Raw genomic sequence first — 16,259 nt, forward strand, 5'->3', positions numbered from 1 at the left:
GCGGTGTGTCAGTCGAGTCCCAATCGCGGGGCAAGCCCGCTCCCACCGGTTTAGCGACTACCTGCAGCGTAAGTAAAAAAGCCGGTGCATGAGCACCGGCCTTTTTTTTTGCGTAGCGTTAATCAGTGCTCTGAGACAGCCTCTCGTCGTGCAGGCGGTTCGCCGTGCTCGCCCTCACTCATCACCGGTACCTCCTTGCCTTCGGCGTTGAACAGCTTGCCGTCCTCGAAGTAATCGCCGTCACGCAGGGCAGAGATATCCGAGTAGTGGATGGTGCGTTCGTAGGCAGCAGCGAATACCGATTGCTGGTCGGAGTTGCCTGCGGTGAAGTGGTTGAACACCAGGTTCAGAACAATCGCCATGATCGCTGCCGAGCTGATGCCGGAGTGGAAGATGGTCTCGAACCAGTTGGGGAATTGCGCGTAGAAGTTCGGCGCGGCAATCGGGATCATGCCGAAGCCCAGCGAGGCGGCGACGATGATCAGGTTGACGTTGTTCTTGTAGCTGACCTTGGACAGGGTCCGGATACCGCTGGCGGCCACAGTACCGAACAGTACGATACCGGCACCACCGAGCACCGAGGTCGGTACTGCGGCAATCACCCGCCCCATGATCGGCAGCAGGCCGAGTACCACCAGGATCACCCCGCCAGTCGCCACCACGTAGCGGCTTTTCACCCCGGTCACGGCGACCAGGCCGACGTTCTGGGCGAAGGCGCTCTGGGTGAAAGAGCCGAAGATCGGTGCCAGGATGCTCGACGCCATGTCGGCGCGCAGGCCATTGCCCAGGCGCTTGGAGTCAACCTTGGTATCGATGATTTCACCGACGGCGAGGATGTCGGCCGAGGTTTCCACCAGGGTCACCATGATCACGATGCACATCGACAGGATCGCGGCGATGTGGAAGGTCGGCATACCGAAGTGGAACGGGCTTGGCATTGCCACCAGCGGGCCTTCAAGGACCTTGCTGAAGTCGGCCATGCCCAGCGACCAGGCGATCAGGGTGCCGATGACCATGGCCAGCAGGATCGACAGGCGCGAGATGGTGGCGCTGCCCAGTTTGCTCAGGATCAGGACGATGGCGAAGGTCAGCGCCGCCAGGCCGATGTTGGCCATGCTGCCGAAGTCCGGAGCTTTGCTGTTACCGCCCATGACCCAACGCGCAGCAACCGGCATCAAGGTCAGGCCGATGGTGGTGATGACGATACCGGTCACCAGTGGCGGGAAGTATTTGGTAATTCGCGAAAACACCGGGGTGATCAGGAAACCGATGAAAGACGCGGCCATCACTGCGCCCAAGACCCCGGGCAAGCCGCCACCGCCTTCACTGCTGAGGATCGCACCCATGGTCGCGACACCGGCAAACGAGACCCCTTGCACCAGCGGCAGCTGGCAACCGAACCACGGCAGTCCGAGGGTTTGCAACAGGGTTGCCAGGCCGCCGGCAAACAGCGACGCAGCGATCAGCAGACCAATGTCCGCCGAGGTCAGGCCGGCTGCCTGACCGAGAATCAGCGGCACGGCGACAATACCGCCATACATGGTCAAGACGTGTTGCAGGCCGTACGCCAGGTTGGCACCTAGGCCCAGGTTCTCGTCTTCGGGACGTGCTGCTGAAGACGTGCTAGAGGAGGACGTATTCATGAGGCGGGGTCTCTGTTTTATTGTTGTGGCGCTACTGTAGACAAGTCCTACCTGCCAATGCCAGAACAATTGTATACAATTTTTAGATTGGCGTAGGAACAGTCCGGCAGTCAGTTTGGGTTGATGAATGGATGCAGTTATCGTTCCAACGCCCGCGCGCAGGCCTCGCAAGGCTGCGTGAGGACTGGCGGGAAGGGTGGGAAAGCTGTCCGAATGGACAGAAACGCGGTGAGCAGGAAAGTAGGTAGCAGGCTAAAAGATTCTAAACTTCGATCAATTCTCGCAGTTCGCGCATCATTTCGGGGTTATCGGCCAGGTTGAGTTCCACCAAACGCCGCAAATGGCACGATGAATCGATATCAGTACGCAGGCAGACAAAACCCAGTCGGTTACCTTCTTCATGGCGCAGTTCCACCTGCATCCATAGCGTTACCTGCTCCCCCAGGTGGACAAGGGCCTCGAAATCCTGGGTCAGGTCGGGGTCCCAGGGTTCCGGGCACTTGATCAGCAAGCCCTTGAGGGACAGGTCAATCAGCTCGACCGGCCAGCGCCGATCACCCTGGCGCAGTTCGGTGGGGCTATCAAAGGCAACACGCTGGAAACGTCGACGTTCTTGGTGGTCGCTCATGATCAGACACTCCGGGGTTCTTCCTGACTATAGCTCAGCACTTGCCAAGGTCCGCGCAAGGGCGCATAACGAGTTTTGTTCAACCCGCGTTGAAGGCTCTAAACCAACGTGGGGGTGGCCTTTCCTGTCAGGATCGCTAGACTCGAAAGGCTGTCTTTTATCCACTAGCTGGAAGTAAACCATGAACAACAATAATAGCCTGCTACGCCACATTCCGTGGCTGGCGCTGGCAGTCATAGGAGCCTGTGCGCTGGGAGTGGTCGCCCTGCGTCGTGGCGAGGCCATCAACGCCTTGTGGATCGTCGTCGCTTCAGTGGCCATCTACCTGGTCGCCTACCGCTACTACAGCCTGTTCATCGCCACCAAGGTGATGCAGCTGGACCCGCGTCGGGCCACCCCGGCGGTGCTCAACAACGATGGTCTGGACTATGTACCGACCAACAAACACATCCTTTTCGGTCACCACTTTGCCGCCATCGCCGGTGCCGGCCCGCTGGTCGGTCCGGTTCTGGCCGCGCAAATGGGCTACCTGCCTGGCACGCTCTGGCTGATTGCCGGCGTGGTGCTGGCCGGTGCGGTGCAGGACTTCATGGTCCTGTTCCTGTCCACCCGCCGCAACGGTCGCTCGCTGGGTGACATGGTCCGTGAGGAAATGGGCCGGATTCCGGGTACTATCGCCCTGTTCGGCTGCTTCCTGATCATGATCATCATCCTCGCGGTGCTGGCGCTGATCGTGGTCAAAGCCCTGGCCGAGAGCCCGTGGGGTATGTTCACGGTCATGGCGACCATCCCGATCGCGATGTTCATGGGCATCTACATGCGCTACATCCGCCCGGGCCGCATCGGCGAAATCTCGCTGATGGGCGTGGTGCTGCTGTTGCTGTCGATCTGGCTGGGGGGCCAGGTAGCCGCAGATCCGGTCTGGGGCCCTGCGTTCACCTTCACCGGTGTGCAGATCACCTGGATGCTGGTGGGCTACGGCTTTGTCGCTGCGGTACTGCCGGTGTGGCTGGTGCTGGCGCCACGTGATTACCTCTCGACCTTCCTCAAGATCGGCACCATCGTTGGCCTGGCCATCGGTATCCTGATCATCGCCCCCGAGCTGAAAATGCCGGCGCTGACCCAGTTCACCGACGGCACGGGTCCGGTCTGGAAAGGCACCCTGTTCCCGTTCCTGTTCATCACCATCGCCTGTGGCGCGGTGTCGGGTTTCCATGCGCTGATCTCGTCGGGTACCACGCCGAAGCTGCTGGATAACGAAACCAACGCCCGTTACATCGGTTACGGCGGCATGCTGATGGAGTCGTTCGTGGCGATCATGGCCATGGTTGCCGCCTCGGTGATCGAGCCCGGCGTGTACTTCGCCATGAACAGCCCGGCCGCAGTGGTCGGTGCCGATGTGGTGTCGGTGGCGCAGACGGTCAGCAGCTGGGGCTTTGCGATCACCCCTGACGCGCTGGAGGCGGTGGCCAAGGACATTGGCGAACACACCATTCTGGCCCGTGCCGGCGGTGCACCGACCCTGGCGGTCGGTATCGCGCAGATCCTGCACCAGGTGCTGCCGGGTGAAAACACCATGGCCTTCTGGTACCACTTCGCGATCCTGTTCGAGGCGTTGTTCATCCTCACCGCAGTGGACGCCGGTACCCGTGCCGGTCGTTTCATGCTGCAGGATTTGCTCGGCAGCTTCGTCCCGGCGCTCAAACGCACCGAATCGTGGGGTGCCAACCTGCTCGCGACCGGCGGTTGCGTGGCGCTGTGGGGCTACCTGCTGTACCAGGGCGTGATCGATCCGCTGGGCGGTATCAACACCTTGTGGCCGCTGTTCGGCATCTCCAACCAGATGCTCGCCGGTATCGCGCTGATGCTCGGCACCGTGGTCCTGATCAAGATGAAGCGCCAGCGCTACATGTGGGTCACCCTGCTGCCAGCCGTCTGGCTGCTGATCTGCACCACCACCGCCGGTTTCATCAAGCTGTTCGATCCGAACCCGGCGGTCGGCTTCCTGGCCCTGGCCAACAAGTACAGCGTGGCGCTCGACGCCGGGCAGGTGCTGGCACCGGCCAAGGATATCGGCCAGATGCAGCACGTGATCTTCAACGCCTATACCAACGCGGGTCTGACCATCCTGTTCCTGTTCGTGGTCTTCAGCATTCTGTTCTTTGCCCTCAAGGTCGGCATCGCCGCCTTGGGTAAAAAAGAGCGGACTGACAAAGAGTCCCCGTTCCAGGCGCTGCCGGATGCGTAACCAAAGAGGAATGCAGTGATGTTCAACGATCTCGGTCGACTGGGTAAGTACCTGGGGCAGGCAGCCCGCCTGATGGTCGGCATGCCCGACTACGACAACTACGTCGAGCACATGCAGACCAAGCACCCGGACAAGCCGGTGATGAGCTACGAGGCGTTCTTCCGTGAACGTCAGGAGGCCCGTTACGGTGGCAAGGGTGGGCCGAAGTGCTGTTGAATGACAGCCACTGATGGCAGTTGAACCTGTGGGAGCCCGGCTTGCCGTGCTCCCACAGTCATTTTCAGTTCAGGAGATTTTCCGTTTGCACGCGCCCATTCCGGTAACAGTACTCAGCGGTTTTCTGGGGGCCGGCAAGACTACCTTGCTGCGCCATCTGCTCAAGGCCGAACATGGCCTGAAGATCGCCGTGATTGAAAACGAATTCAGTGACGCCGGCATCGATACCCAGCTGCTTGGCGATGAACCGGTGCAGGTCATGACCCTGGCCAACGGTTGCGTCTGTTGCAGCATCCACACCGACCTGACCAAGGCCTTGTACCTGCTGTTGGAGCGCCTGGATGCCGGCGAGATCGCCTTCGACCGCCTGGTGATTGAATGCACAGGCCTGGCTGATCCGGCGCCGGTGGCGCAAACCTTCTTCATCGACGAAGAGCTGCGCGAGCGCTACATCCTTGACGGCATCATCACCCTGGTCGATGCCGCGCATGCCGAACAGCACCTGACCCAGGCCATTGCCCAGGCCCAGGTGGGCTTTGCCGACCGCTTGCTGGTGAGCAAGACCGACCTGGTCGAGCCTGCAAGCTTTCAGGCTTTGAGCGAACGCCTGGGGCGTATCAACCGCCGCGCACCGATCCGGGTGGTCGAACACGGGCGCATCGATCTGGCTGAATTGCTTGATGTGCGTGGTTTCAACCTCAATGCCGACCTGGGCGGCGGCTTGAGCCTGCGTCCGGTCAGCCAGACGGTTACGCCTGATCGCATCTCCAGCCTGGTGCTGCGCACCGACACGCCGCTGGACATCGACCGGCTCAGCGACTTCATGAACCAGTTGCTGGAAGAGCATGGCAAGCAGTTGTTGCGCTACAAAGGTGTGCTCAATATCGCCGGGGAAGATCGACGTCTGGTGTTCCAGGGGGTGTTGAAACTCTATGGTTTTGATTGGGATACCGAGTGGGCCGATGGAGAGCCCCGTGAGAGCGTGATGGTGTTTATTGCCGATGACTTGCCGGAGGCGAAAATTCGGGCGGGGTTTGAGGCGTTGAACTCAGCGCAGTGACAGCACAGGCCCTACTGGATGGCAGAGCCCTGAGTCTGTGGCTTACCTGCGAGCCCAGTCAGCCTCGCGCTCCAGAATGTTCAATCGTAAGTTGGTCGCGGCTGCCGACTTGCGAGTGATGAGATATCCGCCTTCACCATCGCCGATAATGTTCGTCGCCAGGTGAGCCCCGGTTGACGAACATTCAAGGTTGATGATCGCAAAACCCGTGGCCAGATCCGAAAGGACCACGGACCGCTGGGTGTGAGCAAGGCGTATGTGCCAGGAAGACGGGTCGCGGTCTTCGATGGGGCGACTCATGGCTACCCCATACTTGCTCTTGAATACACCCTGTCCTGCGTAGTCACCACCGCGTATGTAAAGTCGGTAGCCCTCTTCGCTATGGCGAAAATAGAACACTGTGGGCGATAGATCTCCCGTCAAATGAAAGTCCACATGTCCGGCATCACGCGCTTCGTCCCAGGCTTCGTCTGGCGTGCTCAGGATGCCCAGCGCGTGGGAGGCGTCCAGTAACCCCAGATTAGAGTCCGGGTGGGGCACCATCACACTTCGGTCGATGGCCTGATTCAGTATGATGAGCGGGTGACCGTTGACCAGAAGGGTCGCGGTGAAGGAAAGCGCTTTGTTGTCAGCCATTGAAGGCCTCCATTGCGGTATGTGCGGGAGCAACAGGCTAAGTTGCCTGGCATGGCCCGCACAGCCGGAATGCTTTCCGATGTTCGGGAAGGCGGTGCATTGGGGCACGCTCCCACCGGGGTACCCCCAAAAAAAAGCCCGGCTTAAGAGCCGGGCTTTTTCACATCAAACGACTGCGATCAGTTGCCGTATACCGGCAGCTTGGCGCAGATGGCTTTGACTTTCTCACGAACGGCGTCGATCACCGCTTCGTTGTTCAGGTCAGCCAGGATGTCGCAGATCCAGCCAGCCAGTTCTTTACACTCAGCTTCTTTGAAGCCACGAGTGGTTACAGCCGGAGTACCGAAGCGCAGGCCGGAGGTGACGAACGGGGAGCGTGGGTCGTTCGGTACCGAGTTCTTGTTGACGGTGATGAAGGCTTTGCCCAGGGCAGCGTCAGCATCTTTACCGGAGATTTCCTGCTTGATCAGCGACAGCAGGAACAGGTGGTTCTGAGTACCACCGGACACCACGTCGAAACCGCGCTCGATGAACACACCGGCCATGGCCTGGGCGTTTTTCACCACTTGCTGCTGGTAGGCCTTGAACTCAGGCTGCAGCGCTTCCTTGAAGCAGATCGCCTTGGCAGCGATGACGTGCTCCAGCGGGCCGCCCTGGGCACCCGGGAAGACTGCGGAGTTCAGCTTCTTCTCGATGTCGGCGTTGGCACGGGCCAGGATCAGGCCGCCACGTGGACCGCGCAGGGTCTTGTGGGTAGTGGTGGTAACCACGTCGGCGAATGGCACCGGGTTCGGGTACACGCCTGCAGCGACCAGACCGGCAACGTGGGCCATGTCGACGAACAGGTAGGCACCGACCTTGTCGGCGATTTCGCGGAAGCGCGGGAAGTCCAGAATCTGCGAGTAGGCAGAGAAACCGGCAACGATCATTTTCGGCTTGTGCTCGACGGCCAGGCGCTCGACTTCGTCGTAGTCGATCAGGCCGTTGGCGTCGATGCCGTACTGGACAGCGTTGTACAGTTTGCCCGAGGAGCTGACGTTGGCACCGTGGGTCAGGTGACCACCGTGGGCCAGGCTCATGCCCAGGATGGTGTCACCGGCCGACAGCAGGGCCAGGTAAACGGCGCTGTTGGCTTGCGAGCCGGCGTGCGGCTGGACGTTGGCGTAATCGGCGCCGAACAGTTCCTTGGCACGGTCGATGGCCAGTTGCTCGACCACGTCGACGTATTCGCAGCCGCCGTAGTAACGCTTGCCTGGGTAGCCTTCGGCGTATTTGTTGGTCAGCACCGAGCCCTGGGCTTCCATGATTGCCGGGCTGGTGTAGTTTTCCGAAGCAATCAGCTCGATGTGCTCTTCCTGGCGCTGAGCTTCTTGCTCCATGGCGGCAAAAAGATCGGCGTCGTACTTGGCAATGGTCAAATCACGGCTGAACATGGCGGTCCTCAAGGATCGTGCTGAAATAGGCGGGCATTCTACCTCATCAGCTTTTGTCTGGCATATGAAAGGGCATCATGTCGCAGACAAATGGGGCTCATGAGCGACAAGCTGCAAACCTACTCGAACATGAACAAGGTTTCGTTGCTGAACTGCGCCTCGAACTGGTTGGCCGGCATCGGCCGCCCGAACAGGTAACCCTGCACCTCGTCGCAATCGTGCTCGCGCAGAAACTCCAGCTGCTCGTGGGTTTCCACGCCTTCGGCAATCACCGCCAGGTTCAGGCTGTGGGCCATGGCGATGATTGCCCGGGCGATCTGCGCGTCCTGCTCACCCTCAGGCAAGCCGTCGACGAAGGTGCGGTCGATCTTCAGTACATCAATAGGGAACTGCTTGAGGTAGTTGAGTGACGAGTAGCCGGTACCGAAGTCATCGACGGCAATGCTCAGGCCGAGCTTTTTCAGGCTGTCGAGGATCACCATCGCTTCGTTGACTTCACGCATCAGAATACTTTCGGTCAGCTCCAGCTCCAGGCATGCCGGGGGCAAACCCGTGTCCTTGAGGATGGTGGCAATCCGTGTGCCGAGCTGGCCGTCGGAGAACTGCCGCGCCGAGATGTTTACCGAGACCTTGGGCACCTGCACCTGGTCCTGATGCCAGACCTTGAGCTGGCGGCAGGCTTCCTTGAGTACCCAGTCGCCGACATCCACGACCAGCCCCAGCTCCTCGATCACCGGAATGAAGTCGCCTGGCGGCACCAGCCCGCGGCGCGGATGACGCCAGCGCAGCAGAGCCTCGGCACCGGTCAGGCGCTTGCCGTCACCGCTGAACTGCGGTTGGTAATAAAGAATGAATTCGTTCTGCTCCAGGGCATGGCGCAGGTCACTTTCCAGTTCCAGGCGCTCCAGGGCACTGGCGTTCATGTCGGCCTGGTAGAACTGGAAGTTGTTCTTGCCACGCTCCTTGGCGTGGTACATGGCGGTGTCGGCGTTCTTCATCAGCTGGCTGAGTTCGCTGCCGTCCTGCGGGCTCAGGGCGATGCCGATACTGGCAGTGACGAAGAACTCGCGGTTTTCCAGGACGAACGGCCGCACCAGGCTGCCGAGAATCTGTTCGGCAACATGGATGGCGCGGTTCAGGGCCATTTCCCGGGTTGCCCGCGGTTGCAGCAACAGGGTGAACTCGTCACCGCCCATGCGCGCCACCGTGTCATCACCATCGACGCAGTCGAGCAGACGCTCGGCCATGTCCTTGAGCATGCGGTCGCCGGCAGCATGGCCGAGGGAGTCGTTGATCGGCTTGAAGCGGTCGAGGTCGAGGAACATCAACACCACCCAGGCTTTTTGCCGGTCAGCCTGCTGCAGGGCCGTATGCAGTCGGTCCTGGAACAGGGTGCGGTTGGGCAGGTGGGTCAGGGCGTCGTAGTAAGCCAGACGGTGAATGCGCTGTTCACTGGCTTTGCGTTCGCTGATGTCGGTGAAGAAGCACACGTAGCTGGCCAGGTCGCCTTCATCGTCGAGCACCGCGGTGATGCCGACCCAGGCTGGGTAATGTTCGCCATTGCGCCGTTTGAGCCACACTTCACCTTCCCAGGTGCCATGCTGGTTGAGCTGCTTGAGCACATAGCCCAGGTGCGCTTCCTGGTGTTCGTCCACGGTCAGCATGCTCGGCAACTGATCGAGCACGTCGGCCACGGCATGGCCGCTGACCCGGCTGAACGCTTCGTTGGCCTGGACGATATAGCCGGCCGGGTCGGTGATCAGGATCGCCGATGTCGAGTGTTCGAACACCGTCGCGGCCATGCGCAGGTCTTTCTCGGCCCGGCGCTGCTGGCTGATGTCGCGGCCGACCCCGAGGATCCCTTCGAAACGCTCCTGATCGTCCCAGACCAGCACCAGGCGCAGTTCGATCGGAATCTTGCGGCCGTCGGCGCGCAGGCAATCGAACAGGAACAGCTGATTGGGCAATTGAGTGCGCAGTTGCTCCAGTTGCTCTGGATTGTTCAAGGCCCGATTGACCCGTTCGACCAGTGCATAAATACCGGTCAATTGCGCCGGATTGGCGATGGTCGAATGCCAGCCGTTGTCGAAGATCCAGTCGACCTCGTAACCCAGCACCACCTGTACCGAGGGGCTGACATAGTTGAGCTGCAACTGGCTGTCGGTGGAGAAGATCACATCGCTGATACTTTCGGCGAGCATGCGATAACGCTGTTCACTGTCGCGCAGCGACTCGCTGGCCTCGATCTGATCGGTCACATCCTTGCCAACGCCGATGATCCGGGTGACAACGCCGCTGCCATCGCGGGTCAGGGCTTGCTCGCGGATGTCGAAGCGCCGCCAGCGTTGATCGTGATGACGGAAACGCAGTTGGCAATGCAATTGCTCGACGCCATCGCTGTCGAGCAATTGCTGGCGAACCTGGCGATAGAGCTGGGCATCGTCCGGGTGCAGGAGGATCTCCCAGAAGCGCTCGCCCATCTGTGCCAGTTGGCTACGCTGGTAACCCAGGGTCTGGCCCAGGTTGCGGTTGCTGAAGATCATTTGCTGGCTTTGCACATCTTGCACGTACAACTGGTCTGGCACTGTACGCACAACGTCCGACCAGAAACCTTCGCGTTCGAGCAATGACAGCTCGACCTGCTTGCGGCTGGTGATGTCGCTGATGCTGAGGATCACCGCTTCATAGTCGCGGCGCTGCTCGGGGAATTTCACCATCAGCCAGAGGTGCAGGTCCTGGCCGTTGGCGGTCGGCAGGCACACTTCCAGTTCCAGCTGTTGCTGGTTGTCCAGCACGGCTTCAACCAGCTGCACACCGATGCCTTCGATACCGGCTTGCGTGCCTTCGACCAGGCATTGCCAGGCGGCATTGCAGCAGTTGACCTCCAGCAGTTGCAGGGCCACCTGGTTGACCTCGGTGACCTTGAGCTCCTGCAGCAAGACCCGCCGCAGCGCCCGATCGAAGGTCAGGCGTTGCTGCAGCGCCTGACGGCTGCGCAGGCGATGACGCTCCAGCTGCGCAGGCAAACCGGAGAGGTCAAGTACGCACAGGGCAACGCCAGTGCCTTCGAAAATATCGTGATAGCGCCGGCGGCTTTCCTGCAGCATGCGGTGCCGGCGACGCATGTTGATCAAGGCCAGCAAGGGCAGCAGGGCGCAGAACAGGCCGAGCACACACTTGCCGATCAGCGCCGGCAGCAGTTGCTCGCGGGCCAATCCGGCATCGAACAGGCCACGTAATTGCCAGCTACTGTTGTCGAGGAATGCGAGCATGACACTTTGCAGCGGTTCGTCACTGCCCGGTGCCGGTTGATGGCGGTTGATGATCTCGCCGGTGCGACTGTTTTCCAGGAGCCACAACGGGTGGTTGGGGCGGTCCAGGTGTGAGGTCAGTTCGCTGTAATAGGCCGGGCTCAGGCGCAGCAGCCAGTAACCCGGGGCAGCGTCCGGCTGGCGCAGTAACAGGTAAATCTGACGATTGTCCGCGCTGTTGCTGTAGTAATGGTCGTGGCCCTGGTTGAGCCGCAGCAACTCATCCACAACAAGACCATCCGGGGTAGCGCCGAGGCTGTCGCTGAGCACCTTGCCATGGCTATCGATCCACACCAGGCTCTGCAAGGCCGGCAGTTGGGCCTGCAACCTGGCCAGAATGTCTGGCAGCTGTGCAGGGTCTGGCGACGAACGGTAAGGCTGGACACTATTGTGTGCCACCTGGGCCTTGAGCGACATGTTCAAGGCCATGTGGTCGGCCAGCTCGGCACTCGCATTGAGGCTTTGCTGGTACTGGTCGGCCTGGGTGTGGCGGTACTGGTCGATCAGTTGCCAGAGCAGCAAGCCGAGCAACAGCAGAACCAGCAGGGCCAGTGCGCTTTTCAACGAGCCACGCAATGCAGAGCCGGGTGCGCTGGACGGCTTGCGCAGGGATGTCGGCTGAGTGAGATTGGTCAAGCGATGATCCTGCGGTATGGCTGGATGGCAGGTTTAGAGCTGCTGGCTGCTAGCGCCACGGTCCCTGGTGGCTACTCTGGTCACGCACTATAAGCCCGACGCCCGAAGGGCGGCTAGCATGCCCGCAAACGTGGCAAAGTGCCAGCCCTGTTCGTCGGCGGTTTGCCCAACAAGGCGCATTGCGGTAGCTTTGGCCCTTTCCTGGGGGCTGCGGCTCCCTTCATCTGTTTCGCGCTCATTTTTTCGTCTCTGACGCTAGGTTTTTCCATGGCTCAATACGTCTACACCATGCATCGGCTGGGCAAAGTTGTCCCGCCGAAGCGGGAAATCTTGAAGAACATCTCCCTGTCGTTTTTCCCCGGCGCCAAGATCGGCGTGCTCGGCCTGAACGGCTCGGGTAAATCCACCCTGCTCAAGATCATGGCTGGCGTCGACACAGAGTTCGACGGCGAAGCCCGTCCGATGCCGGACCTGAACATCGGTTACCTGCCACAGGAACCACAGCTGGACCCGAGCAAGACCGTCCGTGAAGTGGTCGAGGAAGCGGTCAGCGTGATCAAGGACGCCCAGGCGCGTCTGGACGAGGTCTATGCTGCCTATGCCGAGCCGGATGCCGACTTCGACAAGCTGGCCGCCGAACAGGCCAAGCTTGAAGCCATCCTGCAGGCCAGCGACGGCCACAACCTCGAGCGCCAGCTGGAAGTCGCGGCTGATGCCCTGCGCCTGCCGGCCTGGGAGGCCAAGGTCGAACACCTGTCCGGTGGTGAAAAGCGCCGTGTGGCCCTGTGCCGTCTGCTGCTGTCGGCCCCCGACATGCTGCTGCTCGACGAACCGACCAACCACCTGGACGCCGACTCCGTCGCCTGGCTGGAGCACTTCCTCCATGACTTCCCGGGTACTGTGGTAGCGATTACCCACGACCGTTACTTCCTCGACAACGTCGCCGGCTGGATCCTCGAACTCGACCGCGGCGCCGGTATTCCGTACGAAGGCAACTATTCGGGCTGGCTGGAAGCCAAGTCTGATCGTCTGGCCCAGGAATCCAAGCAGCAGTCGGCCCACGAAAAGGCCATGAAGGAAGAACTGGAGTGGGTGCGCAAAGGCGCCAAGGCTCGTCAGTCGAAATCCAAGGCCCGTCTGCAACGCTTCGAAGAAATGCAGTCGCAAGAATTCCAGAAACGCAGCGAAACCAACGAGATCTACATCCCGGCCGGTCCGCGCCTGGGTGACAAGGTCATCGAATTCAAGAACGTCACTAAAGGCTATGGCGATCGCGTGCTGATCGACAACCTGTCGTTCGCCATGCCCAAAGGCGCCATCGTCGGTGTGATCGGTGGTAACGGTGCCGGTAAATCGACCCTGTTCCGCATGCTCATGGGCAAGGAACAGCCGGACTCGGGCAGCATCGAGATCGGTGAAACCGTGCAACTGGCCTGTGTCGACCAGAGCCGTGAAGACCTGGACGGCAACAAGACCGTGTTCCAGCAGATCTCCGACGGTTCCGACCAGCTGCGTATCGGCACCTACGAGATTCCATCGCGGACCTATGTCGGTCGTTTCAACTTCAAGGGCGGCGACCAGCAGAAGTTCGTCAAGGACCTCTCCGGTGGTGAGCGTGGCCGTCTGCACCTGGCCCTGACCCTGAAAGAAGGCGCCAACGTCCTGCTGCTCGACGAACCGTCCAACGACCTCGACGTGGAAACCCTGCGTTCGCTGGAGGAAGCCCTGCTGGACTTCCCGGGCGCCGCCATTGTGATCTCTCACGATCGCTGGTTCCTGGACCGTGTGGCGACCCACATCCTGGCTTACGAAGATGATTCGCAGGCGGTGTTCTTCGAAGGCAACTACACCGAGTACGAAGCTGATCGCAAGAAGCGTCTCGGCGAAGCCGCTGCCCAGCCGCACCGGGTACGGCACAAAAAACTGGCATGACCCTTCGGGTTTTGCACTGAAACGGGGCCTTCGGGCCCCGTTTTTTGTGCGAAATACTGTATACACTTATACAAATGAACCATTTAATTTCATAAAAACGACATGATGCTCTGTTCCGGTGCGACTGGTTCTTGGTAGAGTCTGGAAAAAAACCAACAAGTCCAACTCTATCTGGTGAAGTGTCTAAATGATCGAATCCGTCGAAGATTTCCTTGCGCGCCTGAAACAGCGCGACCCTGCCCAGCCTGAGTTCCACCAGGCCGTCGAAGAAGTGCTGCGCAGCCTCTGGCCTTTCCTTGAGGCCAATCCGCACTACCTTCAGGCCGGCATTCTCGAGCGTATGGTCGAACCGGAACGGGCGATCCTGTTCCGTGTGTCGTGGGTTGATGACGCGGGCAAGGTCCAGGTCAACCGCGGCTACCGCATTCAGATGAGCAGCGCCATCGGCCCGTACAAGGGCGGTCTGCGTTTCCACCCTTCAGTGAACATCGGTGTGCTGAAGTTCCTGGCCTTCGAGCAGGTGTTCAAGAACTCCCTGACTTCGCTGCCCATGGGCGGCGGCAAAGGTGGTTCGGACTTCGATCCGAAGGGCAAGAGCGATGCCGAAGTCATGCGCTTCTGCCAGGCCTTCATGAGCGAGCTGTACCGCCACATCGGCGCGGATCTGGACGTGCCGGCCGGTGATATCGGTGTCGGCGCCCGTGAGATCGGCTTCATGTTCGGTCAGTACAAACGCCTGGCCAACCAGTTCACTTCGGTGCTCACCGGCAAGGGCATGACCTACGGCGGCAGCCTGATCCGTCCGGAAGCGACCGGCTACGGTTGCGTGTACTTCGCCGAAGAGATGCTCAAGCGTCAGGACCTGCGCATCGACGGTCGCCGCGTGGCGATCTCCGGTTCCGGCAACGTGGCCCAGTACGCCGCGCGCAAGGTCATGGACCTGGGCGGCAAGGTCATCTCGCTGTCCGACTCCGAAGGCACCCTGTTCTGCGAAGCCGGCATGACCGACGAGCAGTGGGATGCGCTGATGGAGCTGAAAAACGTCAAGCGCGGCCGCATCAGCGAGCTGGCCGAGCGTTTCGGCCTGGAGTTCCGCAAGGGTCAGACGCCATGGAACCTGCCATGCGATATCGCCTTGCCGTGCGCCACCCAGAACGAACTCAATGGCGAAGACGCCCGCACCCTGCTGCGCAACGGCTGCATCTGCGTGGCTGAAGGCGCGAACATGCCGACCACCCTCGACGCTGTGGATATCTTTATCGAGGCCGGCATTCTGTTCGCTCCGGGCAAGGCTTCCAACGCCGGCGGTGTGGCAGTGAGCGGTCTGGAAATGTCGCAGAACGCCATGCGCCTACTGTGGACCGCGGGCGAAGTGGACAGCAAACTGCACAACATCATGCAGTCGATCCACCACGCCTGTGTGCACTATGGTGAGGAGAACGGCCGGATCAACTACGTCAAAGGCGCCAACATCGCCGGTTTCGTCAAGGTTGCCGACGCCATGCTGGCCCAGGGCGTGGTCTAAACCTCGGGCTCGATGGCGACGACCTCGATCGACAGATCCCCTGCCGGTCGTCGCCACAGCACTTCATCACCGGGCGCAGCACCCAGCAGCGCCCGGCCCAGTGGTGAACCCCAGTTGATCAGGCCCTTGGCTGCATTGGCCTGATCTTCACCGACCAGTTGCACCTTATGCTGCTGGTTCTGCTCATCGACAAAAATCACCCGACTGCCAATCTGCACCTTGTCTGTTGCACTCGCCCTGGCAACGACCTGGGCGCTTTGTACGCGGGCGTTGAAGTAGCGCAGGTCACGCTCTGTGTCCGCCAGGCGTTGCTTGTCGGCGCGCTCGCCCTGGGCCTGCAGTTCGCTGTGCAGGGCGTTCAGCTCGCTGACCCGCTGGTGCAACTGGGCCAGGCCCTGGGCGGTGACATAGTTGGGTTGTTCGCTGATCTTGCGTTCCACCGGCTGGTCAGCCTGGGCGGCGGCCTGGTCTTCGTTGACGAATGCTCGGCTCATGATGGCCTCCTTTGCGTGAGGACCATGCTGACAGATCAAGCGTTGCCGGGGTTGTCCGTTCGCGCCCTATTTACGTCGGTAGGCGCGTGCCGCATCGCGGTCTTTCTCTTCCTGCCACTGTTCATCGCGTTCATCCCAATGACGCGCGCGGTAGTCCTGTAGGTCCTGGTTTTCCTGCATGGCGTGGCACTGGCGGAAGCCGTCGTCCCAGCCGGTTTCGTATTGGCGGTTGTGCAGGTAGCGGGGCACGTCCTTGCGAAAGTCCCCGGCCATTACCCCGGCGGCCTGGCGACCGCTGCTGCAGCCGTCCTGGAAGCCATCGGCATAGGCGGGTGGATAGCCTTGGTTGATCAACTGTTCGTGGGTTGTCTGGCAACCTGTGAGAAACATCATTACGCCCAGCAACCACCCACACCACCGCATCTTCGGACTCTCCGCAATCTGTGGACAAGTCTAGGTGGGGAAGTGTCGATGCCATGTCAAAACGGTGTGAAGCT

At 60.6% G+C, this 16,259-nt stretch carries 12 protein-coding genes; 5 read left to right on the forward strand and 7 right to left on the reverse strand.

The window, feature by feature from the left end:
* Positions 1–122: 122 nt before the first annotated feature.
* Together NPS47_RS24380 and NPS47_RS24385 are read right to left on the reverse strand one after the other, a co-directional pair.
* Entirely contained in the window at positions 123–1,643 is a 1,521-nt protein-coding gene (locus tag NPS47_RS24380) for a nucleobase:cation symporter-2 family protein (RefSeq protein WP_274297302.1), read from the reverse strand.
* A gap of 262 nt (positions 1,644–1,905) precedes the next feature.
* On the reverse strand, positions 1,906–2,271 hold the full coding sequence (locus NPS47_RS24385; protein ID WP_274297303.1) for a PilZ domain-containing protein: 366 nt from the start codon (positions 2,269–2,271) through the stop codon (positions 1,906–1,908).
* A gap of 181 nt (positions 2,272–2,452) precedes the next feature.
* On the opposite strand from NPS47_RS24385, the gene NPS47_RS24390 reads away from it, so the two are divergent.
* The 3 genes from NPS47_RS24390 to yjiA all read left to right on the forward strand — a co-directional run bounded on the left by NPS47_RS24390 (position 2,453) and on the right by yjiA (position 5,795).
* On the forward strand, positions 2,453–4,519 hold the full coding sequence (locus NPS47_RS24390) for a carbon starvation CstA family protein (protein ID WP_274297304.1): 2,067 nt from the start codon (positions 2,453–2,455) through the stop codon (positions 4,517–4,519).
* An 18-nt stretch (positions 4,520–4,537) separates the two neighbouring features.
* Positions 4,538–4,735, forward strand: a complete 198-nt coding sequence (locus tag NPS47_RS24395) for a YbdD/YjiX family protein (RefSeq protein WP_028944033.1) — start codon at positions 4,538–4,540, stop codon at positions 4,733–4,735.
* An 85-nt stretch (positions 4,736–4,820) separates the two neighbouring features.
* Positions 4,821–5,795 (forward strand): GTPase, encoded by a 975-nt coding sequence (gene yjiA / locus NPS47_RS24400; protein WP_274297305.1) that lies wholly within the window; start codon positions 4,821–4,823, stop codon positions 5,793–5,795.
* A 42-nt stretch (positions 5,796–5,837) separates the two neighbouring features.
* Here the strand turns inward: yjiA and NPS47_RS24405 are convergent, their stop codons facing one another.
* The 3 genes from NPS47_RS24405 to NPS47_RS24415 form a co-directional block, all read right to left on the reverse strand.
* Positions 5,838–6,431: a hypothetical protein gene (locus NPS47_RS24405; RefSeq protein WP_274297306.1), complete on the reverse strand. Its 594-nt coding sequence runs from the start codon at positions 6,429–6,431 to the stop codon at positions 5,838–5,840.
* 179 nt (positions 6,432–6,610) lie between these two features.
* A complete protein-coding gene (glyA, locus tag NPS47_RS24410) occupies positions 6,611–7,864 on the reverse strand; it encodes a serine hydroxymethyltransferase (protein ID WP_274297307.1) in 1,254 nt (417 codons plus the stop codon).
* A gap of 119 nt (positions 7,865–7,983) precedes the next feature.
* Positions 7,984–11,811 (reverse strand): EAL domain-containing protein, encoded by a 3,828-nt coding sequence (locus NPS47_RS24415; RefSeq protein ID WP_274297308.1) that lies wholly within the window; start codon positions 11,809–11,811, stop codon positions 7,984–7,986.
* Positions 11,812–12,078: 267 nt separating this feature from the next.
* Between NPS47_RS24415 and ettA the strand changes: the two genes are divergently transcribed.
* Together ettA and gdhA are read left to right on the forward strand one after the other, a co-directional pair.
* The gene (ettA, locus tag NPS47_RS24420) at positions 12,079–13,743 is read left to right on the forward strand and encodes an energy-dependent translational throttle protein EttA (RefSeq protein WP_274297309.1); all 1,665 of its coding nucleotides are present in this window, start codon (positions 12,079–12,081) and stop codon (positions 13,741–13,743) included.
* 187 nt (positions 13,744–13,930) lie between these two features.
* Complete coding sequence (gene gdhA / locus NPS47_RS24425) at positions 13,931–15,268, forward strand: NADP-specific glutamate dehydrogenase (protein WP_274297310.1); 1,338 nt, start codon at positions 13,931–13,933, stop codon at positions 15,266–15,268.
* On the opposite strand, the gene NPS47_RS24430 is transcribed toward gdhA, so the two are convergent.
* Together NPS47_RS24430 and NPS47_RS24435 are read right to left on the reverse strand one after the other, a co-directional pair.
* Positions 15,265–15,762 (reverse strand): GreA/GreB family elongation factor, encoded by a 498-nt coding sequence (locus tag NPS47_RS24430; protein ID WP_274297311.1) that lies wholly within the window; start codon positions 15,760–15,762, stop codon positions 15,265–15,267. The two genes, gdhA and NPS47_RS24430, sit on opposite strands and share 4 nt — an antisense overlap.
* Positions 15,763–15,828: 66 nt before the next feature.
* Complete coding sequence (locus NPS47_RS24435; RefSeq protein WP_274297312.1) at positions 15,829–16,185, reverse strand: hypothetical protein; 357 nt, start codon at positions 16,183–16,185, stop codon at positions 15,829–15,831.
* Positions 16,186–16,259: the final 74 nt, after the last annotated feature.

Origin of the sequence: Pseudomonas putida (assembly GCF_028682475.1) — a bacterium.
Taxonomy (GTDB): domain Bacteria; phylum Pseudomonadota; class Gammaproteobacteria; order Pseudomonadales; family Pseudomonadaceae; genus Aquipseudomonas; species Aquipseudomonas putida_AG.